The following is a 23,236-nucleotide window of genomic DNA, read 5'->3' on the forward strand; positions in this document are numbered from 1 at the left end:
AACGTCGCGGCACTGGCGCACGAAACACCTGTCACAACCAGCACTATCGCCACATGTGAGCAACGTGGTGCCAATCGAGGGGGAGACCTGACCATGAAGATAAGCGTGAAAACCATCGCCACCAGCGCTGTGGCGGTGGCCGCAATCGGGGCAGCGGCCGCCTTTCTGACGTCCATCGTGACGTGCACCGTGACGTCTGTCGCGTCTGGCGCGGTGCCGACCGTGCGGGTGCAGCCGGTCGCCGTCGGCGCGCCGTTGCCGCAGGACCCGGCCCCATCGCCGGCTCCCGCCGCGAACGTCCCGACCGCGGATCAGTTGACCGGCGTGTTGAACAGCCTTGCCGATCCCAACGTTCCGTTCGCCAACAAGAGCAACCTGGTTGAAGGCGGCATCAGCGGAACCGAGGCGCACATGGCCGATCACGAGCTGAAGAAGGCCGCCAAGAACGGCGACCTGCCGTTGGCGTTCAACGTGGCGAATATTCAACCGGGCGCCGCTCCGGGTTCGGCCACGGCTGACGTTGCCGTTTCGGGTCCCAAGATCTCGAGCCCGGTCACCCAGAACGTCACGTTCGTCAACCAGGGCAGCTGGATGCTATCGCGCGCCTCGGCGATGGAGCTGTTGCAAGCTGCCGGGCACTGATCGAAGGATTCGCCGGCTGGGCGGATCGCCGTCGCGTTGACGTTATCCACCCGGTGCGTTCAGGACGTTCCCAGGTAGCTTCGTTGCAAATGTGACCGCCCCGAGACACAAACACTAGCTACGCCGGGCACACTGACACCGTCTCGCCATGGAAAACGGGTACGGCACTCAGTGTTGTGACAGTCGGTCACATCCCGTCCCGGGCCTGGCGAATCGGAGGGGGAACCATGAAATTGATCGCCACAAGCGCGGCGGCGCTTGCCGTCGTCGGCGGCGCAGCCGCGGGCTTGGCTGCCATCGCACCGCCAGCCGGTTTGGCTGGGGTGCAACTGGCCGCAGTCGGCGCGCCCCGGCCGCAGGACCCACTGCCCCCGCCGCCGGGGCAAGACCTACCGACCCCCGACCAGATTTCCAGCCTGTGCACGCAAGCGACCGATCCCGGCGTCTCGTACACGACCAAGACCAATCTGGTCGAGAACGGCATCACTCCGGACGAGGGCCATGTGGCCGACCACGACCTGAGGAAGGCGTACCGAGACGGGAAGTTTCCCGAGACGTTCAACGTGACGAATATCGCGCCGGCCGGTCCGAACGCGGCTCAGGCCGACGTAGCCATCTCGGGTCCCAAGTTCGCCGGGCCGGTCACGAAGCACCTCTTCTTCGTCAACCAAGGTGGCAACTGGGTACTGCAGCATGACGCCGCGCTCGCTCTGCTGCAGGCGGCGACGAGCTAGCCGGCCGCCGCACTCAAGTCGATCCGCGCGATGCGCTGCGGGTCGGCCAGCACGTCGATCGCGGCGACTCGTCCGCCGCGGATTAGGAACCCCATGATCGCCGTTGGCTGACCGGCAACGAAGATGACTGCGCCGGCGGCGCCGTTGACGGTGGCGGCGCGCACATCACGCTCCGGTCCCGCGTAACTGCGGGCCAGCTTGGCGACGGAGGCGGCGCCCTCGGCCCGGAACACGGCGGCGCCGGGGCCGAAGTCGCCGCGCAGCACCACGCCGGGATCCAGCGCCGACACCAGCTTGCCGAAGTCGCCGTCGCGCCCCGCGGCGAAAAAGGCGTCGACGGCCTCGCGCTGCGCGGCCATGCCGGCGTCCGGAACGGGGTCCGCCTGTTCGATCCGCCTGCGCGCGCGGCTGGCCAGCTTGCGGGTCGCCTCGGGGGTGCGGTCGAGGATCGGCGCGATTTGGTCGAACGGCACGGTGAAGACGTCGTGCAGCACAAACGCCAGTCGCTCGGCCGGCGGCAAGGTGTCCAGCACCACGAACAACGCCAGGCCCACCGCGTCCGCCAGCAGCGCCCGGTGCTCGGGGTCGTATTCGCCTTCGGCCTCGACGATCGGGTCCGGCAGGTGCACGACCAGCTCCTCGCGATCGCGGGCCCGGCGATCGCGCAACGTGTTGAGGCAAATCCGGGCCACCACGGTGGTCAGCCACGCATCGAGGTTCGCTATGTCCTCACCGCCGCCCGCGCCGCCGCTGCTGAGCCGCAGCCACGCCTCCTGCACCGCGTCCTGGGCGTCGTCGATCGAGCCCAGCATGCGATAGGCGATGGCGCCCAACCGGGGCCGGGCCGCCTCGAATCGCGCCGCCTGTGAGGCATCCGACGCCGCCGATCCGCTTAGGGTCACCGGGCGCACACCCGACCGGCCGAGAACCCCGACGACCCGATGCGGAGCGCGATGTTGAACCGGGCTCGCAGGTTGCCGAGCGTGATGACATGGGTGAGTCCGACGAGTTGGGCGGTGTCGAAGTGGGCGCGCAGGGCGTCGAACAGCTCGTCACTCACCCCGACCGGGGTGCGGCTGATCGCGGCGGCGTACTCCAAGACCAGCCTGTCGACCTCGGAGAAGCATGCCGCGTTCCGGTAGTCGGCCATCGACCTCAGCTCTTCGTCGGTGATGCCCCATTCGCGCGCGATCTGTGAACCGAGGTCGATGCAGTACTCACAGCGGACCGTTGTCGCCGACTTCAGCTCGGCCAGGGCGCGCACGCGTGGGGTGAGGATATCCAGCTTCGATTCGGCCTGTTCGAGCCTGCCGTAGGCGTTCAGCAACCGGGGGATATGGGCGTACATCCGCAGCGGTTCGAGCATTTCGGTGGCTCCCAGACTTTTCAACCCGGTCATGCGCGCCAACTTGCGCTTGGTGAAGAAGAAGGCGATCTTGGCGCCCAGGCCGGCGTCGCGGTCGGACACTCCTTCAAGCCGGGACATGGCGATCCTCCTGCCTCAGGGCTGCGATAAGGGGCCTAGGCCTTTGCCGGCCCTCACTCTGTCGACACCCGGCGGCGCCAAAACGTGACCGGCCCTAGGCGTGGCCGCCCACCGGCACGTCCATTTCGTATACGCGCGCGTGCAGCACGGTGCGATTGCGCAGCGCGGCGCGCACAGCCCGGTGCAGGCCATCCTCGAGATAGATGACGCCCCGCCACTTCACCGCATGCGGAAAAAGGTCGCCGTAGAACGTGGAGTCCTCCGACAGCAAGCGGTCCAGGGCGAGCACGGTAGTCGTGGTGACCAGTTCGTCGAGCCGGATCTGCTGTGGCGGTATCCGGGACCAGTCCTTATAGGACAGCCCGTGCTCGGGGTAGGGCTTGCCCTCGCGCACGCCTTTGAAGATCATCCGCGGATCCTCTCCGACGCTGGGTGCAAGCCCATGCCCAAGCCCGACGGGATCATGCTGCACAGGCTAGCTTGAAAACGTGGGCTGAATCGCAGCTCAGGCTCGAATTGCCGGACCGCTCACGTGCCGCCGGGCCGCTGCGGCGGTCCATGTCAGTTCCAAGCCTTCCGAGACCATAAAATGAACGTGATCCAGGAGGTGAACAGTCGATGGGCAGTGCCGACGAGCGTCGCCTTGAGGTGCTGCGCGCCATCGTCGCCGACTTTGTGGCCACCAAGGAACCGATCGGTTCGAAATCCCTGGTGGAGCGCCACAACCTGGGCGTCTCCAGCGCCACCGTCCGCAACGACATGGCCGTGCTTGAGGCCGAGGGGTACATCACCCAGCCGCACACCAGCTCCGGGCGGGTGCCCACGGAGAAGGGTTACCGCGAGTTCGTGGACCGGATCGACGAAGTCAAGCCGCTGTCATCGGCCGAACGGCGCGCGATCCAAGGCTTCCTGGAGTCCGGTGTCGACCTCGATGACGTGTTGCGGCGTGCGGTGCGGCTGCTCGCCCAGCTGACCCGCCAAGTGGCGGTGGTGCAGTACCCGACGCTGTCGACCTCGACCGTTCGCCATTTGGAAGTGATCGCGCTGACACCGGCCCGGCTGTTGATGGTGGTCATCACCGAGTCCGGCCGGGTGGATCAGCGCATCGTCGAACTCGGCGATATCATCGACGATCACCAGCTCTCCCAGCTGCGTGAGGTCCTCGGTCAGGCGCTGGACGGCAAGAAGCTCTCGGCCGCCTCGGTCGCGGTGGCTGAACTCGCCACACAGCTGAGCGGCGCCGGCAGCTTCGGGGACGCGGTGGGCCGCGCGGCGACGGTATTGCTGGAGTCGCTGGTCGAGCACACCGAAGAGCGCCTGCTGATGGGCGGAACCGCCAACCTGACCCGCAACGCGGCGGACTTCGGTGGTTCGTTGCGCTCCATCCTGGAGGCCCTGGAAGAGCAAGTGGTGGTGCTGCGATTGCTGGCGGCCCAGCAGGAAGCCGGCAAGGTGACGGTGCGCATCGGTCACGAAACGGCTTCCGAGCAGATGATGGGCACCTCGATGGTGTCCACCGCCTACGGCACGTCAGATACCGTGTACGGCGGTATGGGTGTGCTGGGACCCACCCGGATGGACTATCCGGGAACTATCGCCAGCGTTGCTGCGGTTGCTCTTTATATTGGCGAAGTCCTGGGTGCCCGATGAAGTGCACCTGCTGCAGAGTTTGAGGACAGCCGCCTAGGGGCGGCATAAGACCCCTATAGGAGAGTCAAGCGTGGCACGCGATTACTACGGGCTGCTCGGCGTAAGCAAAAACGCCAGCGATGCGGACATCAAACGCGCATATCGCAAGCTGGCTCGCGAACTGCATCCCGACGTCAACCCCGATGAGGCCGCGCAGGCGAAATTCAAGGAAATCAGCGCCGCCTACGAAGTGCTGAGCGATCCGGAGAAGCGCCGCATCGTCGACCTGGGCGGTGATCCGCTCGAAAACGCGGCCGCGTCAGCCGGCGGTTTCGGCGGTTTTGGCGGGTTGGGCGATGTATTCGAGGCCTTCTTCGGCGGCGGCTTCAGTGCAGGCTCCGCATCTCGCGGTCCCATCGGGCGCGTCCGGCCGGGTTCGGACTCGCTGCTGCGGATGCGGCTCGACCTCGAGGAGTGCGCGACCGGCGTCACCAAACAGGTCACCGTCGACACCGCGGTGTTGTGTGACCGGTGTCAGGGCAAGGGCACCAACGGCGATTCCGCGCCGATACCCTGCGATACCTGCGGCGGTCGCGGGGAGGTGCAGACCGTGCAGCGTTCGCTGCTGGGTCAGATGATGACGTCGCGGCCGTGTCCCACCTGTCGCGGTGTCGGGGTAGTCATCCCGGACCCGTGCTACCAGTGCGTCGGCGACGGCCGGGTACGGGCCCGTCGGGAGATCAGCGTCAAGATCCCCGCCGGCGTCGGCGACGGCATGCGGGTCCGGCTGGCCGCCCAAGGCGAAGTCGGCCCCGGCGGAGGGCCGGCGGGTGACCTGTACGTCGAGGTGCACGAGCAGGCACATGACATCTTCGTCCGCGACGGTGACGACCTGCATTGCACGGCTTCGGTGCCGATGGTCGACGCGGCGCTGGGCACCACGATCACCGTGGACGCCATCCTGGACGGCATCAGCGAGATCACCATTCCGCCTGGCACGCAACCGGGTTCGGTCATCACACTGCGTGGTCACGGGATGCCACAGCTGCGCTCGAGCACACGGGGCAATCTGCACGTCCACGTCGAGGTGGTGGTTCCCGCTCGGTTGGACCACCATGACTCCGAACTGCTGCGCGAACTGAAGAGCCGCCGCAGCCGCGACGTGGCCGAGGTCCGCTCGACGCACAGCGCCGGTGGCGGATTGTTCAGCCGACTGCGCGAGACATTCACCGGGCGCTAACGCCTGCGCATGGTGGCGACGCTGTTCTACGTCGACGCATTGCCCGATACCGGCGCACTGGCCGTCGTGGACGGCGACGAAGGATTTCACGCAGCCGCGGTCCGTCGAATCCGTCCCGGCGAGCAACTGGTGCTCGGCGACGGAGCCGGTGGCCTCGCCAGCTGTGTGGTCGAGCACGCCGGACGCGACGGGTTGCGTGCCCGGGTGTTGGGCCGTTGGAGCGTCGCGCCCGGCCGTCCGCCGGTGACGGTGGTGCAGGCACTGCCGAAATCCGAGCGTTCGGAGTTGGCCATCGAGCTGGCCACCGAGGCCGGCGCCGATGCATTCGTCGCGTGGCAGGCGGCCCGCTGTGTGTGCAGCTGGGACGGCGCCCGGGTCGACAAGGGACTGCGCCGGTGGCGTGCGGTCGCCCGCTCGGCGGCCCGGCAATCCCGCCGAGCGCACATCCCGCCGGTTGACGGCGTGGTGTCCACCGCGGCGCTGACCCAGCGGATCCGCGACGAGGTAGCCGGCGGCGCGGCGGTGCTGGCCCTGCATGAGTCGGCGACTGATCGGCTTGCGGATGTTGCTGTCGCGCAAGCTGATTCGCTGATGTTGGTGGTCGGTCCCGAGGGCGGTATTGCGCCGGAGGAGATCGAAGTGCTGACCGATGCGGGTGCGGTGGCGGTGCGGCTGGGCCCGACGGTGCTGCGGACATCGACCGCGGCGGCGGTGGCATTGGGAGCGCTGGGAGTGCTGACGTCGCGATGGGATGGTCCCGACTCTGAACCACCTGTCTCAGAGGCAAGACCGTAAGGTGGCGACGCCGTCACCGGTGGGTATCGATCTTTGGGACGCGATCCTGACCAGCGGTAGACTGACGATCGACATTCACCGGCCCAGAAAGCAGGCATCGGACAACACGTGACGCCCCGCGAGACCCGCGCCGCCGACGCACCCGGAACTCGGCAGACCGACGCTCAGGTTCGCAGCAGCATCGACGTTCCGCCCGACCTCGTCGTGGGCTTGCTCGGGTCAGCCGACGGAAACCTGCGAGCCCTGGAAGGCGCCCTCAATGCCCACCTCCATGTGCGGGGCAACACCGTCACCATCTCCGGGGAGCCGGCCGACGTCGCGCTGGCCGAACGCGCGGTCTCCGAATTGGTCGCCATCGCCGCAAGCCATCAGCCGTTGACGCCCGAAGTGGTGCGGCACAGTGTCGCCATGTTGGTCGGCACCGGCAACGAGTCGCCGGCCGAAGTGCTCACCTTGGACATCCTGTCGCGCCGCGGAAAGACGATCCGACCGAAGACGCTCAACCAGAAGCGCTATGTCGACGCGATCGACGCCAATACCATCGTGTTCGGGATCGGGCCGGCCGGCACCGGCAAGACATACCTGGCCATGGCCAAGGCGGTCAACGCGTTGCAGACCAAACAGGTCACCCGCATCATCCTGACCCGCCCCGCGGTGGAAGCCGGTGAGCGCCTTGGCTTTTTGCCGGGAACGCTGAGCGAGAAGATCGACCCGTACCTGCGGCCGCTGTATGACGCGCTCTACGACATGATGGACCCCGAGCTGATCCCGAAGCTAATGTCCGCCGGGGTTATTGAGGTGGCGCCGCTGGCGTATATGCGGGGACGCACGTTGAATGATGCCTTCATTGTCCTCGACGAGGCGCAGAACACCACGCCCGAGCAGATGAAGATGTTCCTCACCCGACTGGGTTTCGGGTCGAAGGTCGTGGTGACCGGGGATATCACTCAGATCGACCTGCCCGGCGGCGCGAGGTCCGGTCTGCGTGCGGCGGTCGACATCCTCGAAGACATCGACGACATCCACATCGCCGAACTGACCAGTGCGGATGTGGTGCGCCATCGGCTGGTGTCCGAGATCGTCGACGCCTACGCAAGACACGAGGAGCCCGGCTCGGGGATGAACCGAGCTGCTCGGCGCGCGACGGGCTCCCGCGGTCGCCGATGATGAATGCTGTGAGCATCCGATGAGCATTGAAGTGTCCAACGAGTCGGGCATCGACGTCTCCGAAGTCGAATTGGTTAGCGTCGCACGGTTTGTCATCGACAAAATGGATGTCAACCCCGGCGCTGAGCTGTCGATGGTGCTGTTGGACACCGCAGCGATGGCCGACCTGCACATGCGCTGGATGGATTTGCCCGGGCCGACCGACGTGATGAGCTTTCCGATGGACGAGCTCGAACCGGGCGGTCGTCCCGACGCGCCGGAGCCGGGGCCAGCCATGCTGGGCGATATCGTGCTATGCCCGGAATTCGCCGCTGAACAGGCGGCTACGGCGGGCCACAGTCTCGGACATGAGTTGGCGCTGTTGACAATCCACGGGGTACTTCACCTGCTGGGCTACGACCACGGCGACAAGGACGAGGAAAAAGAGATGTTCGCCCTGCAGGACCGGCTGCTGGAAGAGTGGGTCGCCGAACAAGTCGAGGCTTACCACCTAGACCGCCAGGAAGAACGGGACCGCCGGTTGCTGGACAAGTCAAGGCATTTCGACCTTTGACCGGCCTGTCTCAGCTGGTCGGTGCGATCGCATTGATCGCCCTGGGCGGGCTTTTCGCCGCGATCGATGCCGCCATCAGCACAGTGTCGCTGGCGCGAGTGCAGGAGCTGGTGCGCGACGAGCGAGTTGGCGCCGGGGCCCTGCTCACGGTCATGACCGACCGGCCGCGCTATGTCAACCTGGTCGTACTGCTCCGCATCACGTGCGAGATCACCGCGACAGTACTGCTGGTGGTGTTCCTCTACGACAACTTCGGACTTACCTCGGGGCTGTTCGGCGCCGCGACCATAATGGTGATAACCAGCTTCGTCGTCATCGGCGTGGGGCCACGTACGCTTGGCCGCCAGCACGCATACGCCATCGCGCTCACGACCGCCCTTCCGCTGCAGGCGGTCTCACGACTGTTGATGCCGATCCCACGGTTGCTGGTGGTGATGGGCAACTTGCTGACCCCTGGTCGCGGCTTACGGAACGGGCCGTTCGCATCCGAGATCGAGCTGCGCGAAGTCGTCGACCTGGCACAGCAGCGCGGCGTCGTCGCCGCTGACGAGCGCCGGATGATCGAGTCGGTCTTCGAACTCGGTGACACCCCGGCCCGTGAGGTCATGGTGCCGCGCACCGAAATGATCTGGATCGAAGATGACAAGTCAGCCGCTCAAGCCACAACTCTCGCCGTCCGCAGCGGGCATTCCCGCATTCCGGTGATCGGCGAAAACGTCGACGACATCGTCGGCGTCGTGTACCTGAAAGACCTTGTCCAGCATACGTTTACATCCGAAGATCGCGGCCGGCACACCAAGGTGGCGCAGGTGATGCGCCCAGCGGTGTTCGTGCCGGACTCTAAACCGCTTGACTCGCTGCTGCGGGAAATGCAGCGCGACCGCAACCACATGGCCCTGTTGGTCGACGAGTACGGCGCGATAGCCGGTCTGGTCAGCATCGAAGACGTGCTCGAGGAGATCGTCGGCGAGATCGCCGACGAGTACGACGACGCCGAGACGGCACCGGTAGAAGACTTGGGCGAAAAACGGTTTCGGGTGTCGGCGCGCCTGCCCATCGAAGACGTCGGCGAGCTGTACGACATGGAATTCGACGACGATCTCGACGTCGACACGGTGGGCGGCCTGCTGGCTCTGGAATTGGGCAGGGTTCCGCTGCCCGGGGCTGAGGTGGTATCGCACGGCTTGCGGTTGCGCGCTGAAGGCGGTCCCGATCATCGCGGGCGGGTGCGGATCGGCACCGTCCTGCTCAGCCCGGCCGAATCCGACGGTTCCGAGCGGGAGGGCGATCGTCGTGACTGAGCCGCTGGATGCCGAGGACGCCGAGCTGGTGGCGCTGGCGCGGGCTGCGATGGCGCGCGCCCAAGCCGGCAGCGCCGCCGCGGTGCGGGACGTCGACGGCCGCACGCATGCGGCTGCGCCGGTGGCCTTGTCGACGCTGGAGCTGACCGCACTGCAGCCGGCGGTGGCCGCGGCCGTATCCAGCGGGGCGAGAGCGCTTCGGTCCGCCGTGCTGGTGGCCGGGTCCGTCGACGATTCCGGTATCGCCGCGGTCCGCGAGCTGTCGCCGACGGCCGTTGTGATCGTCACCAACAGCGCCGGAAGCCGGCTGTGATGACCGAATTCCGCTCGGGCTTCGTGTGTTTGGTGGGCCGGCCGAATACCGGCAAGTCGACGCTGACCAACGCATTGGTCGGGGCAAAGGTGGCGATTACCTCGATGACGCCGCAGACCACCCGGCACACTATTCGCGGGATCGTGCACCGGGAGAACTTCCAGATCATTCTGGTCGACACCCCCGGCCTGCACCGGCCGCGCACTCTGCTGGGCAAGCGGCTCAACGACTTGGTCCGCGACACCTATGCCGAGGTTGACGTCATCGGGCTGTGCATTCCGGCTGACGAAGCGATCGGTCCGGGCGACAGGTGGATCGTCGAGCAGATCCGTTCGGTCGCGCCCAAGACGACGCTCGTGGTCGTGGTCACCAAGATCGACAAAGTCTCCAAAGACCAGGTTGCCGCGCAGCTGGTCGCGGTCGCTGAACTGGTCGACAACGCAGCGGAGATCGTTCCGGTCTCGGCGGTCACCGGCGAGCAGGTCGATGTGCTGATCGACGTGCTGGCCGCGGCCTTGCCCGCGGGCCCGGCGTACTACCCCGACGGTGAGCTGACCGACGAACCCGAGGAGATCCTGATGGCCGAGCTCATCCGCGAGGCCGTCCTGGAGGGAGTGCGCGACGAGCTGCCGCATTCATTGGCGGTGGTGATCGACGAGGTAGAAAGGCGTGACGGCCGGGATGATCTCATCGACGTGTACGCGGTGCTGTATGTCGAGCGGGACAGCCAGAAGGGGATCGTCATCGGCAAGGGCGGCGCCCGACTGCGGGAAGTGGGTACCGCGGCGCGCGGCCAGATCGAGAAGCTGTTGGGCACCAAGATCTATCTCGACCTGCGTGTCAAGGTCGCCAAGAACTGGCAGAGCGACCCTAAACAGCTTGGCAGACTTGGGTTTTAACTGTTCCACCACACGTTCGGCTGCTTGGACGCCCAGCCGCAGACCGCCTCCAGCTCGGCGGCCAGCGAGATCAGCATGCCTTCGCTGTTCGCCGGCCCCATCAGTTGCACCCCGATCGGCAGGCCATCCGAGGTGAACCCTGCCGGCACGTTGATCGACGGCCAGCCCAACACGTTCCACGGCCATGTCACCGGGCAGGTGCGGATCATGGTGCGGTCGGTGGCCAGGCCGCCCAGCCGGTCGAAGGAGCGCGCCAACGGCGGTGGTTGCGCGGTGGTCGGCGCCAGCACCACATCGACGATGTCGAAGATCGAACCCACCCGATGTTGGTCGGCGGCCTCGTGGCGGCGCGCGCTTTTCAGAATCGCCTGTCCCAGCACATGACCCATCCGCAGATTGGACAGGGTGCGGCGGTCCAGGATGACACCGTCGCCCAGCCGCTCCTCCCAGTCCCGCAGGCCCGACGTGGACCGGGCGAGAAAGTCCCACGACAACCGCAGGCCGTAGTCCGGGTTGCCCGAGACCACGGTGTGGCCGAGCAACTCGAGCTGCTTGGCCACCGCTCGCGTCGCCGCCAGGATTTCGGGGTGCAGCTTGGCCCGAAAGAACGTGTACGGGAACCGGGTTGACAGCGCGATGTTCAGCGGACCGGGTGCGATGCCGACGTAGTCGGACGCCGTCACCGGGGGCGGCTTGTGGCGGTCGCCCTCGACATTTCCGGACGCGGCGTCGAGCACCAATGCCGCATCGGCCACGGTGCGGGCCAGCACGCCGTTGACCGCGATGCCGTTGAAGGCCTCCGGCAGCGGCCAGGTGGAGATGCGGCCGCGTTGCGGTTTGATGCCCACCAGATGTGTCCAGGCCGCGGGAACCCGGACGCTGCCGGCGCCGTCGGAGCCGATGGCGGCGGTCACCAGCCCCGCGGCCACCGCGGCCGCGCTGCCGCCCGACGATCCGCCCGGGGTGTGCCGGCGCGACCAGGGGTTGCGGGTGTGCCCGAATCCGGGTCCGCTGGTGAACGGCCACTGACCCAGTTCGCAGGTGTTGGTTTTGCCGACGATCACCGCGCCGGCCGCCTTCAGCCGGCGAACCACCTCCGCGTCGTGGGTGGCGGGCCGGACGTGCCCCTCGGTACCGAAGGCGGTGGGCACTCCAGCAACGTCGACGTCGTCTTTGACCGCGATCGGGATGCCCAGCAACGGCGCCGTGTCGCCGGCGGCCCGACGCCGGTCGGCCTGCGCTGCGTCGGCCAGCGCGGACTCGGTGAGCACCACCCGGAACGCGTTCAGCGTGGACTGGCTCATGTCGATCGCGTGCAGGGAACGGCGCACCAGTGTGTCGGAGGTCACCGAGCGGGTGGCAAGCTTATACAGCAGGTCAGTGAGCGTGGGCAGGCGCTGGTCGCGGGATCCGGAAGCGGACCCGGAAGCGGACCCAGAAGCGCCAATCACGGGGTACGAGACTAACGGCGCGGATACCCGTAATGTCGCGGCGGGGTGCAAAACTATTGTGATGCGGCTGTATCGAGACCGGGCTGTAGTGTTGCGCCAGCACAAGCTCGGCGAAGCCGACCGAATCGTGACCTTATTGACCCGCGATCACGGGCTGGTTCGCGCGGTGGCCAGAGGCGTGCGCCGCACCCGCAGCAAATTCGGTGCGCGACTGGAGCCGTTCGCGCACATCGACGTGCAACTGCACCCGGGCCGCAACCTCGACATCGTCACCCAGGTCGTCGCTATCGACGCGTTCGCCACCGACATCGTCAGCGACTACGGCCGGTACACCTGTGGGTGCGCGATGCTGGAAACCGCCGAACGCCTCGCCGGTGAGGAGCGGGCGCCCGCCCCGGAGCTGCACCGGCTCACGGTGAGCGCCCTGCGGGCGGTGGCCGACGGACGCCGATCCCGTGACTTGCTGCTGGACGCCTATCTGTTGCGTGCCATGGGTATCGCCGGATGGGCGCCGGCGCTGACCGAGTGCGCCCGCTGTGCTACACCCGGTCCGCATCGGGCATTTCACATCGCCGCCGGGGGCAGCGTGTGCGCGCACTGCCGCCCGGCCGGTTCGACAACGCCGCCGCTGGGTGTGCTGGAACTGATGTGTGCGTTGCACGACGGCGATTGGGAGGCCGCCCAGGAGGCGCCGCAATCCCACCGCAACCACGTCAGCGGATTGGTGGCCGCACACCTGCAATGGCATCTGGAGCGGCAGCTCAAAACCCTGCCGCTAGTGGAACGAACCAATCAGGCGTATCAGGTCGATCGCTCGGTTGCCGATCGGCGCGCCGCGCTGATCAGACAGGATATGACCTGTGGCTAAGATCGCGCGCAAGCTGAAGCCTGCCGGCTTCCCGCAACTGCCCGCCGCGCCCGAGGACTACCCGACCTTTCCAGACAAGTCGACATGGCCCGTTGTCTTCCCGGAGCTGCCGCCATCCTTGGACGGCGGCCCCAGTCGGCCGCCCCAGCACACGTCGAAAGCGGCCGCGCCGCGGATTCCCGCCGACCGGGTGCCCAATCACGTCGCCATCGTGATGGACGGCAATGGCCGCTGGGCCACCCAGCGTGGCCTGTCCCGCACCGAGGGTCACAAGATGGGCGAGGCAGTGGTGATCGACATCGTCTGCGGTGCAATAGAACTCGGGATCAAGTGGCTCAGTCTCTACGCCTTCTCCACCGAGAACTGGAAGCGTTCCGCCGAGGAAGTTCGCTTTCTGATGGGCTTCAACCGCGACGTGGTGCGCCGCCGACGGGAGAACCTCAAGGCAATGGGTGTCCGGATCCGGTGGGTGGGCTCCCGGCCACGGCTGTGGCGCAGCGTCATCGATGAATTGGCAATCGCGGAGGCCATGACGGCAGGCAACGACGTCATCACGGTCAATTACTGTGTCAACTACGGTGGCCGCACCGAAATCGCCGAAGCTGCAAGGGATATCGCTCGTGAGGCGGCCGCGGGTAGGCTCAACCCGGACCGCATCACCGAGGCCACCATCGCCCGTCACCTGAACCGGCCCGACATCCCCGACGTCGACCTCTTCCTGCGGACCTCGGGGGAGCAGCGGTCCAGCAATTTCATGCTGTGGCAGGCGGCCTACGCCGAATTCATCTTTCAGGACAAGTTGTGGCCCGACTATGACCGTCGCGACTTATGGGCGGCCTGCGAGGAATACGCATACCGCGATCGACGGTTCGGGAGCGCCTAGTGCCATCCCTGCAGGAGCGGCTGGAAGCGATACTCCGCGAAATCATGCCCGTGGAGGAGGAACCCGACGGCGGGCTCACGGTGCGCCATGACGACACGTTCGCGTCGTTGCGCGTGGTGAACATCGTCGAGGACCTCGACCTGGTCTCACTAACCCAGATACTGGCCTGGGATCTGCCGCTGACCAAGAAGGTCAGCGACCAGGTGGCCAGGCATGCGCGCGATACCAATCTCGGAACGGTGACCATGGTCGAGAAGGTCTCCGAAAAGCCCGATGCGAAGGCCGCGCAGCGCAACTCCGGCAGGGGTGCGTCCACGACCGCGTCCAAAAAAGCAGACGTGATGCTGCGATACAACTTTCCCGGCGCCGGCTTGACTGACGCCGCGCTGCGCACCTTGATCCTGCTGGTGCTGGACACCGGCGCCCAGATTCGGCGCGCGCTGACGGGCTCGCAAACAGGCTGAGCCTGCTCGGAGGCTCCTAGGTCCGGCAGTCGGAGCAGGTTCCGAAGATCTCGATGGTGTGGCTGACGTCGGAGAATCCGTGTTTGCTGGCCACTTCCGCCGCCCACACCTCGACCTCGTGATCGCCCACCTCGATGGCGGCGCCGCAGCTGCGACACACCAGATGGTGGTGATGGTGCTCGGAGCACCTGCGATAGACCGACTCCCCGGTGTCGGTGCGCAGCGTGTCGAGCATTCCCGCCGCCGCCATCGATTGCAGCGTCCGGTAGACGGTGGTCAGGCCGATGTTCTCGCCGCGGCGGCGCAGCTCGTCGTGCAGCTCCTGGGCGGAGCGGAACTCGTCGAGGGTCTCCAAAAGTGTCGAAATCGCGGCTCGCTGGCGGGTGGCACGGACGCTGGCTCCTGTCATCGGCGCCACTCTCCCCCGCAAGCGGATGGGGGTACCTCCCACTCGTGGGGGCGTGCCCCCACCTCATCGCTGCGCTCTGCATCGTCGCCGGCGCAGGTCACGGCCTGTCCTCGCTGGCGTGGGCAACCGCGTCCACGACGATGTGCGCAAGGTGGTGGTCGGCAAGCCGGTAAAGGACTTCGCGGCCAGAGCGCTCCCCGGCGACCACCCCCGCCGCTTTGAGGATCTTCAGATGTTGGCTCACCAGCGGCTGTGGCACGCCCAGGGCGTCGACCAGTTCATGCACGCAGCGCTGGGATTCCCGCAGTTGCAGCACGATGGCGATCCGCACCGGCGCTGCCAGCGCGCGCAGCAGCTCGCCGGCAGCGTCCAGAATCTCGCGCGGCGGCGGCGCGGGGTAGTCAGCGAGCCCCGAAAGCCCGCCGTGCTCGTGGCCGCCAAGCAGATCAGGGGTCATCGTTGACGATGAACCGTCTGCGGCGGTCGGCGTCGAGGACATCGCCATCTGAAGTCATCACCCGCTGTCGGGAAAGGTTCGGCTGACTTCCACTGTCACATGCATGATGATGCATGTCAAAGATCGAGGTGCCGATCGCTACCATGACTGATGTTTTGGGTGCAGCGGTTCGTCACCGCGCGCGCCTGGCCCCAATCCGGGAAGGAAGTGGACTATCCCTGTGGCGTCCGTCATCGACACCGTAGTCAACCTGGCCAAACGGCGCGGCTTCGTCTTTCCCTCGGGTGAGATCTATGGCGGCACCAAATCAGCGTGGGACTACGGTCCGCTGGGCGTCGAACTCAAGGAGAACATCAAGCGTCAGTGGTGGCGCGCGGTCGTCACCGGCCGCGACGACGTCGTCGGGCTCGATTCGTCGATCATCCTGCCGCGGCCGGTGTGGGTGGCCTCTGGCCACGTCGAGGTCTTCCACGACCCGCTGGTCGAGTGCCTGAGCTGTCACCACCGGCATCGACAGGACCACATGCAGGAGGCCTACTCGACGAAGAAGGGGATCGTCGATCCCGATTCGGTGCCGATGACCGAGATCGTTTGCCCCGACTGTGGCACCAAAGGGGAGTGGACCGAGCCGCGCGAGTTCAACATGATGCTCAAGACCTATCTCGGACCCATCGAGACCGAGGAGGGGCTGCACTATCTGCGCCCCGAGACCGCGCAGGGCATCTTCGTCAATTTCGCCAACGTCGTGACGACCGCGCGCCGCAAGCCGCCGTTCGGCATCGGGCAGATCGGCAAGAGCTTTCGCAATGAGATCACCCCGGGCAACTTCATATTCCGCACCCGCGAGTTCGAGCAGATGGAGATGGAGTTTTTCGTCGAGCCGGCGACCGCCAAGGAATGGCATCAGTATTGGATCGACACCCGCCTGCAGTGGTATGTCGACCTCGGTATCGATCCGGAGAACCTGCGGCTGTATGAACACGCGAAGGAGAAGCTGTCGCACTACTCCGACCGCACCGTCGACATCGAGTACAAGTTCGGCTTCGTCGGCAACCCGTGGGGTGAGCTGGAAGGCGTCGCGAACCGGACCGACTTCGACTTGTCAACGCACACCAAGCATTCCGGTGTCGACCTGTCCTTTTACGATCAGGTCAACGACACCCGGTACACGCCGTACGTCATCGAACCCGCAGCCGGCCTGACTCGGTCGTTCATGGCGTTTTTGATCGACGCCTACACCGAGGATGAAGCCCCGAATGCCAAAGGCGGGATGGACAAGCGCTCGGTGCTTCGATTGGACCCGCGACTGGCGCCGGTCAAGGCCGCCGTGTTGCCGCTGTCCCGCCACGCCGACCTGAGCCCCAAGGCCCGTGACCTGGCTGCTGAATTGCGGAAAAACTGGAACATCGACTTCGACGACGCCGGCGCCATCGGAAGGCGGTACCGGCGCCAGGATGAGGTCGGCACGCCATTTTGCGTGACGGTGGATTTCGACTCACTCGAAGACAACGCTGTTACGGTGCGCGAGCGCGACGCCATGACACAGGAGCGGGTCGCCATGAGCAACGTCTCTGACTATCTGGCGGCGCACCTGAAGGGCAGCTAGTTCGGGTCCGATGTTGGCGGCTGCGGCGGCCTGGGAGGGGTTGGCGGCCGAGTTGGGCTCGGCTGCGGATTCGTTTTCGTCGGTGACGTCGGGCCTGGCGGATCAGGGGTGGCGGGGGCCGGCGTCGGCGGCGATGGTGGCTGCCGCCCGGCCCTATGCGGGGTGGTTGGGTGCGGCGGCGGCGCGGGTTGCGGGGACGGCGGCGCAGGCTAAAGCGGTGGCCAGTGTGTTTGAGGCGGCGCGGGCGGCGACGGTGCATCCGTTGCGGTGGCGGCTAATCGCGGTGCGTTGGTGAAGTTGGTGGTGTCGAATCTGTTCGGGCAGAACGCGGCGGCGATTGCGGCTGTGGAGGGCCAGTACGAGCAGATGTGGGCTGCTGATGTGAGTGCGATGGCCGGTTATCACTCGGCGGTGTCGGGGTTGGCTGCGCAGTTGGTGCCGTGGCGGGGGTCGTTACCGGCCGCGTTGCGGGGCGCCGCCTCGGCGGCCACCCTCTCGACCATCACCGTGAGCATCGGGAACGCCGGCAGCTTCAACTTGGGCCTTGGCAACATCGGCAGCTTCAACATAGGCAGCGGAAACCACGGTGACGCCAACCTGGGCAGCGGCAACAAAGGCGATTTGAATCTGGGCAACGGCAACATCGGCGACAACAACTTTCGGCGGCGGAAATCACGGCAACCTCAACTTCGGCGGCGGAAATACCGGTGACAACAACTTCGGGTTCGGAAACAGTGGCAGCGGCAATATCGGCTTCGGGAACTCCGGTGACGACAACATCGGCATCGGCGTTACCGGCACCGGCCAGATCGGCATCCATCTGAACTCAGGCACCGGCAACATCGGATTCGGTAACTCGGGTAACAACAACATCGGGTTCTTCAACTCGGGCAGCAACAACATCGGGTTCGGGAACGCAGGTAGCGGAAACTTCGGCTTCGGAAACGCGGGCGACGTCAACACCGGCTTCTGGAACGGCGGCAGCACAAACACCGGCTTCGCGGACGCCGGCAGCGGAAACACGGGCAGTTTCGATGGCGGCAGCACGAATTGGGGCGCCTTCAACGGCGGCTCGATAAACTGGGGGTACGCGAACGCGGGCGGCGGGAACTCCGGATTCTTCAACGCCGGCGACGTCAACACCGGTTTGGGAAATGCGGGCGACACCAACACGGGCTTCGCAAACGCCGGCGATATCAACACCGGCGGGTTCAATGCGGGGAAGCTGAACACCGGCCTCTTCAGCCCAGCGACTCAAACCGTCCTGAACTCGGGATTCCTCAACGACGGCATGAATAACTCGGGCATCGGCCAAAACAACCCTGACGGCACTGGAAACTCTGGCTTTCAGAATTCGGGCTTCGGTAACTCGGGCCTCACCAACACCAGCACGACCGACGCCATGCCGGGAAACTCGGGAATCCGCAACGCGGGTATCGGCAACGCGGGTTACACGAACGCAGCGGTCAACGACACCGGCTTCTTTGTCGGGGGCGTCACGAGTTCGGGCTACTTCATTTCCGGCAGCGGCACCTCGGGTCTCGGCAACGTCGGCAATGGGCTTTCGGGTTTCTTCAACAGCCTGTTCTAAAGGCGACAGCCCGCTCATGGCCCCTCTGACCGGCTCGACAGTGTCCCGTCGCGGACACGTCCCAGCGGGACGAAACCGCAAGCTGCCGTTCTCGGATCGGTCCAACGCGTTTGGTGAAACCACTGATTTTTGGTGGAAATTGACATACGATCCGGCCGTGGTGGTTGTCATGTGCGGGGACGTTGAGCGTGACAGTCGGGGTGTCCTGTTGTCGGCGCCGCTCGGGCGGCTGGCTGGGTTGGGGTTGTGATGGTTTTGGATTTTGCGTGGTTGCCGCCGGAGATTAATTCGGCGCGGATTTTTGCTGGTGCGGGGTCGGGGCCGTTGCATGTGGCCGCGATGGCCTGGGATGGGTTGGCGCAGGATTTGTCGGCGTCGGCGTCGTCGTTTGATTCGGTGATTGTGGGGTTGACGGCGGGGCCGTGGGCGGGTCCGGCGTCGGCGTCGATGGCGGCGGCGGCCACGCCGTATGTGGGGTGGTTGACCGCGGCGGCGGGGCAGGCGGCTTCGGCGGCTGCTCAGGCGCGGGCGGCGGCGGCGGCGTTTGAGACGGCGTTGGCGGGCACGGTGCATCCGGCGGCGGTGACGGGGAATCGCACGACGTTGGCGACGTTGGTGGCGACGAACTTTTTCGGGATTAACGCTCCGGCGATCGCGGCCACGGAGTTTCAGTATGTGGAGATGTGGGCTGCTGATGTGGCCGCGATGATGGGGTATCACACGACGTCGGCGGCGGTGGCTTCGACGATGGCGCAGTTCAATGTCCCGCCGCTGAGTTTGGCGGGGTTGGCCGGCTGGGTGTCGCAGTTGGGTACGCAGGTGACGAGTGTGGTGTCGTCGTTGGGTTCGTCGGTGACCTCGGCGCTGTCGGGGGCGGGCTCGTCGCTGACGTCGTTGGGTTCGTCGGTGACCGCGGCGTTGTCTAACCCGGCGGCGTTGTTGTCGTCGGTGGAGTCGGCGGCTTCGGGGATACAGCCGTTGACCTCGGTTGCTCAGATTGCGATGTATCCGGCCAGCATGGCGATGTCGCCGTTGATGAGCATCTTTCAGATGGCCAATAGCAGCGGGGCTGCGTCGGCTGGTTTGGCTGGGGCCAATGCGGCGGGGTTGGCCGGTGATGCGACCAAGTTTGTGGGTAGTGCGGCTCCGGATCTCAAGCCGTTTGGTGGTGCTGGGGGTCTGGGCGCGGGCATGGGCGCGGATTTGGGTAAGGCGCGGTTGGTGGGGGCGATGTCGGTGCCCCCGACGTGGCAGGGATCGATGCCGGCGCGGATGGTCAGTTCGGCGATGTCGGGGATGGGCGGTATGCCCAACGCCGCGGCGATGGCCGGGGCCGCTCAGGGCGCCGGAGGTGGCATGATGCCGATGCCGATGCCGATGGGTGGTATGGGCGCCGGGATGCCCGGGGGCATGATGGGCCGCGGTGGCGCCAGCCCGCATGTGGTGCAGAACCGGCCCAGCGTCGTCCCACGCACCGGCGTCTGACAGCTAGGGACGTTTCCGTCCTTCGTTTTGGGCTCAGGCGTGGCCCATGCCCCTGGTCATCAGGAAAACCCCCAGCAGGGCAATGACCAGCGCGAAGACCTGTTGCCGGCGAGCTTTCACCCAGCTATGCACCTGCGCCATGACCTGTCCGGTCCGTGCGGGTGCTGCCAGTTGGCTGGCGAGTGGGATCTCGATGAATGCCAGCGTTACGACCGTGTACAGAGCGGCTGCACTGACCTGCGTGCCCGTTGCGGCTCTCGAGGCCAAAATGGCGGCGAGCGCCGCCAGGTACCGAAAGTCCATCAACAACCCAACGCCGAGGACGAACGGCACCCACAGTGGTCCAGCCCGCAGCGCGTCATGGACGCGCATCGACAGTCTGGAGAACGCGGTCGAGGTCAGTGTTTCCATGTGAGACGAGTCGGCGCCGGGCATGACCAGCCGCATCCGCTGGCGGGGTACCAGGCCGGCCGCGAGTGCCGCGATCAGCAGCACCAGCACACCCGCAGCGATCTGAATGTTGCCGACGGTTGAGCTGGCAGCGGCGAGTTGCACCCTGTGCATGACTCCGAGCGCGAAATCGCGCATCCCGAAGAGCACACCCAGAGCAACGACGGCGCTTATCGTCAGGCCGCCGAGCCAGAACGTAACGAGATGACGCACGGGCCGGGGCCGCGAATACAAGACAACACTGGTCCCAAGCCGCACAGGATCCACTGTCGCCACAAGAGCTAACAGCAGCACCGTGCACCACATGGCCGGGACGCTACCGGGTGATCACCGAATTAGTCCACTAAATATCCGGCATATTAGATTTGGCCCCACCAAGCGCCTCGGAAAAGACGGAAAATGGTCCGGCGCATGAGTCTTCTGAGTCATGAATAAGGTTGCTGACGGCGCACGCTAACGGTGCTGACCTGGAAATACGCCTCGAATCGCCCGTGTGCAGTCCGAAATCAAGCGAGTCTATTAGGATTCGTTGGTGTTTATTAAAGTTCGATGAGGAATGTGAGATAAATAAACTCGGAGTGGCGCCTTTCCGCGACGGGTACGCCGGCCGAAGCTTCAATCGGCGAGCCCGCCGCTGTTCCAGCAGAAAGGCTGGAATCCGGCGACGCAGGCCATCGATCCCGGTGGCGTCACCATCCCGTTCCGCTTCGACACCACCCGGGGCCCCCTGCTCGACGGCGAATGCGTCCAGGACCCCGACCACGCCTGGATCGCCATGCACCAGTCATGGAACGGTGGTGCCAACAACGGTTGGCTGCCGGCGCAGGTCTCGAACAGCCCGATACAGGGCAATGTCCCGGCGCCAATGGGCTATTACACCCGCAAGGACCTTCCGATCCATTACCTGCTGGCCGACACCTTCACAATTTGCGACCAGTACCACTGTTCGCTGTTGGGAGGGCACCACACCCAACCGGCTGTACTGGATGAGCGCCTGGATCGACCCCGACGGCACTCACGGCGGGCCGGTACTGGTGGAGCCCGACATCCAACCGCTGCAGCACTACAGCTGGCGCATTATGCCGGAGAACCTCGACAATGGCGGCGTCAGCTGGAAGGTTTACCAGAACAAGGTGCTCGGGGCTCTGAACAACACCGTCATCGGCTACAACGGGCTGCTAAACGACTTCAAGCAGGCCGGGGACCCGAGCTCGAGCCTGGCCCGCAACGGCATCGCCCCCACCTATCCCGGCACCTTCGCCGCCGACATCAGAGCAAACAAACTGCCGGCGGTTTCCTGGGTACTTCCCGGGTTCCAATACTCGGAGCATCCCTCGTTGCCGGTCGCGGTCGGCGCCGCGGCAATCGTCGACGTGCTGCGGATGTTGCTGTCCAATCCGGCGGTGTGGGAAAAGACCGCGCTGATCGTCAACTACGACGAAAACGGCGGCTTCTTCGACCACGTCACGCCGCCGACCCCGCCGCCCGGCACGCCCGGCGAATACGTCACGGTCCCCGACATCAACGCAGTGAATGGCTCCAGCGGCATCCGGGGGCCGATCGGCCTGGGTTTTCGCGTGCCCTGTTTCGTCATTTCTCCGTACAGCCGGGGCCCGCTCAAGGTCAGTGACGTCTTCGACCACACTTCGACGCTGAAATTCATCTCCAGACGATTCAACGTGCCCGTTCCCAACATCAGCGCCTGGCGGAACAGCACGGTCGGCGATATGACCTCGGCGTTCAACTTCGCCGTTCCGCCGGACCCGTCGCCGCCCAACCTGCAGCACCCGGCGCTGGCCGCGATTCCCAAACTCACGCAGTGCTTTCCCAACCTGGTGCTGGGAACCGTCGCAGCGGCAACGGTTCCGTATCGAGTGCCCTACCCGCAGAAAATGCCCACCCAGGAATCCGGACCCGCCCGTCCGAAACCCAGCGGTCTGTGCTGACCCAGAACCCGCGAGGCCCGCAGATTCGAGGGTCCGGCCACATCCAGACGTTGCGTTACCCCCGATGCCGTCCACCTCATATGACAACGTGCGTTGTCGCGGCAAATTTGGATCGTCAATTCGACGACATTGTCGCGGGAATTGGCTTACGATGCGTAGTGCTTGGTGGTAAGTATTTGCCGCTGAGCCTGACCCTATGGGATCGGAGTTGGAAAGGGACAACGTGCTCTTGCCTCTAGGTTCGCCCTTGCCAGACGATGCAGTGGCGGCGCTTCGGGGCGAGTCAGGAATGCTCGGCACGTTGTCGGTACCGCTCAGCTGGGGCGTTGCGGTACCACCGGATAACTACGATCCATGGGCACCGGAGCCTGAAGAGGGCACCGAGCCCGATGCTATGGCGGTCGACGGCGCCAACTCTGACGCGGCCGCTGAAAACATGGACGAGTGGGACGAGTGGAGAGAGTGGAGCGAGTGGGAAGCCGAGGCTGAACCTCGCTTCGACATGCCGCGAAGCAGCAGCGTGATACCGCATTCTCCGGCGGCTGGTTGAGAGAGGAAGACTGGCGCTGCTTCACACGTAATCGGTGGCTTCGGTGCTCCCGTAGTCGGCGATTACGACGGCTAACCCATACGACAAGTTTCAGCTGACAAGGAGACTAAACATGGCACGCTTTATGACCGACCCGCACGCTATGCGGGCGATGGCAGGTCGTTTCGAGATGCACGCTCAGACGGTGTCGGACGAGGCTCGCAAGATGTGGGCGTCCTCGCAGAACATCGCCGGGGCTGGCTGGAGCGGTACCGCTCAGGCGACCTCTTACGACACGATGGGCCAGATGAACCAGGCCTTCAACAACATCGTGAACA

General features: G+C 65.6%; 24 protein-coding genes and 2 pseudogenes. 19 read left to right on the plus strand and 7 right to left on the minus strand.

Annotated features, from left to right (window positions below; genetic code table 11):
- The first annotated feature begins 99 nt into the window (after positions 1-99).
- Entirely contained in the window at positions 100-642 is a 543-nt protein-coding gene (locus ACLP9N_RS30275; protein WP_442410845.1) for a hypothetical protein, read from the plus strand.
- A 227-nt stretch (positions 643-869) separates the two neighbouring features.
- Positions 870-1,376: a hypothetical protein gene (locus ACLP9N_RS30280; protein WP_442410825.1), complete on the plus strand. Its 507-nt coding sequence runs from the start codon at positions 870-872 to the stop codon at positions 1,374-1,376.
- On the opposite strand, the gene ACLP9N_RS30285 is transcribed toward ACLP9N_RS30280, so the two are convergent.
- From ACLP9N_RS30285 to ACLP9N_RS30295, 3 genes are all read right to left on the minus strand, one after another.
- Positions 1,373-2,278, minus strand: a complete 906-nt coding sequence (locus ACLP9N_RS30285) for a sigma-70 family RNA polymerase sigma factor (protein WP_442410826.1) — start codon at positions 2,276-2,278, stop codon at positions 1,373-1,375. The genes ACLP9N_RS30280 and ACLP9N_RS30285 overlap by 4 nt on opposite strands.
- A complete protein-coding gene (locus tag ACLP9N_RS30290; protein WP_442410827.1) occupies positions 2,275-2,862 on the minus strand; it encodes a carboxymuconolactone decarboxylase family protein in 588 nt (195 codons plus the stop codon). The genes ACLP9N_RS30285 and ACLP9N_RS30290 overlap by 4 nt, the downstream gene beginning before the upstream one ends.
- Positions 2,863-2,956: 94 nt before the next feature.
- On the minus strand, positions 2,957-3,271 hold the full coding sequence (locus tag ACLP9N_RS30295) for a type II toxin-antitoxin system VapB family antitoxin (RefSeq protein ID WP_442410828.1): 315 nt from the start codon (positions 3,269-3,271) through the stop codon (positions 2,957-2,959).
- Positions 3,272-3,480: 209 nt separating this feature from the next.
- Between ACLP9N_RS30295 and hrcA the strand changes: the two genes are divergently transcribed.
- The 8 genes from hrcA (at position 3,481) to era (ending at position 10,759) form a co-directional block, all read left to right on the plus strand.
- Positions 3,481-4,512 carry a heat-inducible transcriptional repressor HrcA gene (hrcA, locus tag ACLP9N_RS30300; RefSeq protein WP_442410829.1) on the plus strand — a complete coding sequence of 344 codons (1,032 nt, stop codon included), beginning with the start codon at positions 3,481-3,483 and terminating at the stop codon, positions 4,510-4,512.
- Positions 4,513-4,582: 70 nt separating this feature from the next.
- On the plus strand, positions 4,583-5,731 hold the full coding sequence (dnaJ, locus tag ACLP9N_RS30305; protein ID WP_442410830.1) for a molecular chaperone DnaJ: 1,149 nt from the start codon (positions 4,583-4,585) through the stop codon (positions 5,729-5,731).
- Between the two features lie 9 nt (positions 5,732-5,740).
- Positions 5,741-6,526 carry a 16S rRNA (uracil(1498)-N(3))-methyltransferase gene (locus ACLP9N_RS30310; RefSeq protein WP_442410831.1) on the plus strand — a complete coding sequence of 262 codons (786 nt, stop codon included), beginning with the start codon at positions 5,741-5,743 and terminating at the stop codon, positions 6,524-6,526.
- A gap of 108 nt (positions 6,527-6,634) precedes the next feature.
- Positions 6,635-7,693 carry a PhoH family protein gene (locus ACLP9N_RS30315; RefSeq protein WP_442410832.1) on the plus strand — a complete coding sequence of 353 codons (1,059 nt, stop codon included), beginning with the start codon at positions 6,635-6,637 and terminating at the stop codon, positions 7,691-7,693.
- Between the two features lie 19 nt (positions 7,694-7,712).
- The gene (gene ybeY, locus ACLP9N_RS30320) at positions 7,713-8,246 is read left to right on the plus strand and encodes an rRNA maturation RNase YbeY (protein WP_442410833.1); all 534 of its coding nucleotides are present in this window, start codon (positions 7,713-7,715) and stop codon (positions 8,244-8,246) included.
- Positions 8,243-9,547 carry a hemolysin family protein gene (locus tag ACLP9N_RS30325; protein WP_442410834.1) on the plus strand — a complete coding sequence of 435 codons (1,305 nt, stop codon included), beginning with the start codon at positions 8,243-8,245 and terminating at the stop codon, positions 9,545-9,547. The genes ybeY and ACLP9N_RS30325 overlap by 4 nt, the downstream gene beginning before the upstream one ends.
- A 49-nt stretch (positions 9,548-9,596) precedes the next feature.
- Positions 9,597-9,860, plus strand: a complete 264-nt coding sequence (locus tag ACLP9N_RS30330) for a cytidine deaminase (RefSeq protein ID WP_442410846.1) — start codon at positions 9,597-9,599, stop codon at positions 9,858-9,860.
- The gene (gene era, locus ACLP9N_RS30335) at positions 9,860-10,759 is read left to right on the plus strand and encodes a GTPase Era (RefSeq protein ID WP_442410835.1); all 900 of its coding nucleotides are present in this window, start codon (positions 9,860-9,862) and stop codon (positions 10,757-10,759) included. The genes ACLP9N_RS30330 and era overlap by 1 nt, the downstream gene beginning before the upstream one ends.
- Here era and ACLP9N_RS30340 read toward each other — a convergent pair.
- Positions 10,756-12,210: an amidase gene (locus tag ACLP9N_RS30340; protein ID WP_442410836.1), complete on the minus strand. Its 1,455-nt coding sequence runs from the start codon at positions 12,208-12,210 to the stop codon at positions 10,756-10,758. The two genes, era and ACLP9N_RS30340, sit on opposite strands and share 4 nt — an antisense overlap.
- A 61-nt stretch (positions 12,211-12,271) precedes the next feature.
- Between ACLP9N_RS30340 and recO the strand changes: the two genes are divergently transcribed.
- From recO to ACLP9N_RS30355, 3 genes are read left to right on the plus strand one after another with little or no spacing between them, the layout of a single operon-like run.
- Positions 12,272-13,078, plus strand: a complete 807-nt coding sequence (gene recO, locus ACLP9N_RS30345) for a DNA repair protein RecO (RefSeq protein ID WP_442410837.1) — start codon at positions 12,272-12,274, stop codon at positions 13,076-13,078.
- The gene (locus tag ACLP9N_RS30350; protein ID WP_442410838.1) at positions 13,071-13,961 is read left to right on the plus strand and encodes a decaprenyl diphosphate synthase; all 891 of its coding nucleotides are present in this window, start codon (positions 13,071-13,073) and stop codon (positions 13,959-13,961) included. The genes recO and ACLP9N_RS30350 overlap by 8 nt, the downstream gene beginning before the upstream one ends.
- Positions 13,961-14,425, plus strand: a complete 465-nt coding sequence (locus ACLP9N_RS30355) for a hypothetical protein (RefSeq protein WP_442410839.1) — start codon at positions 13,961-13,963, stop codon at positions 14,423-14,425. The genes ACLP9N_RS30350 and ACLP9N_RS30355 overlap by 1 nt, the downstream gene beginning before the upstream one ends.
- A gap of 16 nt (positions 14,426-14,441) precedes the next feature.
- On the opposite strand, the gene ACLP9N_RS30360 is transcribed toward ACLP9N_RS30355, so the two are convergent.
- A complete protein-coding gene (locus ACLP9N_RS30360) occupies positions 14,442-14,834 on the minus strand; it encodes a Fur family transcriptional regulator (RefSeq protein ID WP_442410840.1) in 393 nt (130 codons plus the stop codon).
- Positions 14,835-14,931: 97 nt separating this feature from the next.
- Positions 14,932-15,339: an ArsR/SmtB family transcription factor gene (locus ACLP9N_RS30365; RefSeq protein ID WP_442410841.1), complete on the minus strand. Its 408-nt coding sequence runs from the start codon at positions 15,337-15,339 to the stop codon at positions 14,932-14,934.
- A gap of 166 nt (positions 15,340-15,505) precedes the next feature.
- Between ACLP9N_RS30365 and ACLP9N_RS30370 the strand changes: the two genes are divergently transcribed.
- The 3 genes and pseudogenes from ACLP9N_RS30370 to ACLP9N_RS30380 all read left to right on the plus strand — a co-directional run bounded on the left by ACLP9N_RS30370 (position 15,506) and on the right by ACLP9N_RS30380 (position 19,973).
- Positions 15,506-16,897 carry a glycine--tRNA ligase gene (locus tag ACLP9N_RS30370; protein ID WP_442410847.1) on the plus strand — a complete coding sequence of 464 codons (1,392 nt, stop codon included), beginning with the start codon at positions 15,506-15,508 and terminating at the stop codon, positions 16,895-16,897.
- Positions 16,893-18,488 (plus strand): annotated as a pseudogene (locus ACLP9N_RS30375) (PPE family protein); the annotation flags it as partial. The gene ACLP9N_RS30370 and the pseudogene ACLP9N_RS30375, both read left to right, overlap by 5 nt.
- Positions 18,489-18,737: 249 nt before the next feature.
- Positions 18,738-19,973, plus strand: coding sequence for a PPE family protein (locus tag ACLP9N_RS30380; protein ID WP_442410842.1), 1,236 nt, complete (start codon positions 18,738-18,740; stop codon positions 19,971-19,973).
- Positions 19,974-20,006: 33 nt separating this feature from the next.
- On the opposite strand, the gene ACLP9N_RS30385 is transcribed toward ACLP9N_RS30380, so the two are convergent.
- Complete coding sequence (locus ACLP9N_RS30385) at positions 20,007-20,729, minus strand: GAP family protein (RefSeq protein ID WP_442410843.1); 723 nt, start codon at positions 20,727-20,729, stop codon at positions 20,007-20,009.
- Positions 20,730-21,054: 325 nt separating this feature from the next.
- Between ACLP9N_RS30385 and ACLP9N_RS30390 the strand changes: the two are divergent.
- The 3 genes and pseudogenes from ACLP9N_RS30390 to ACLP9N_RS30400 form a co-directional block, all read left to right on the plus strand.
- Positions 21,055-22,369: pseudogene (locus ACLP9N_RS30390) on the plus strand (phospholipase C); the annotation flags it as partial.
- A 223-nt stretch (positions 22,370-22,592) separates the two neighbouring features.
- Complete coding sequence (locus ACLP9N_RS30395; protein ID WP_442410848.1) at positions 22,593-22,919, plus strand: hypothetical protein; 327 nt, start codon at positions 22,593-22,595, stop codon at positions 22,917-22,919.
- Positions 22,920-23,031: 112 nt separating this feature from the next.
- Positions 23,032-23,236: WXG100 family type VII secretion target (locus ACLP9N_RS30400; RefSeq protein WP_442410524.1), on the plus strand; the 205-nt coding region annotated here is incomplete at its 3' end.

It is taken from the genome of Mycobacterium sp., assembly GCF_052144515.1.
In the GTDB taxonomy this organism is placed as follows: domain Bacteria; phylum Actinomycetota; class Actinomycetes; order Mycobacteriales; family Mycobacteriaceae; genus Mycobacterium.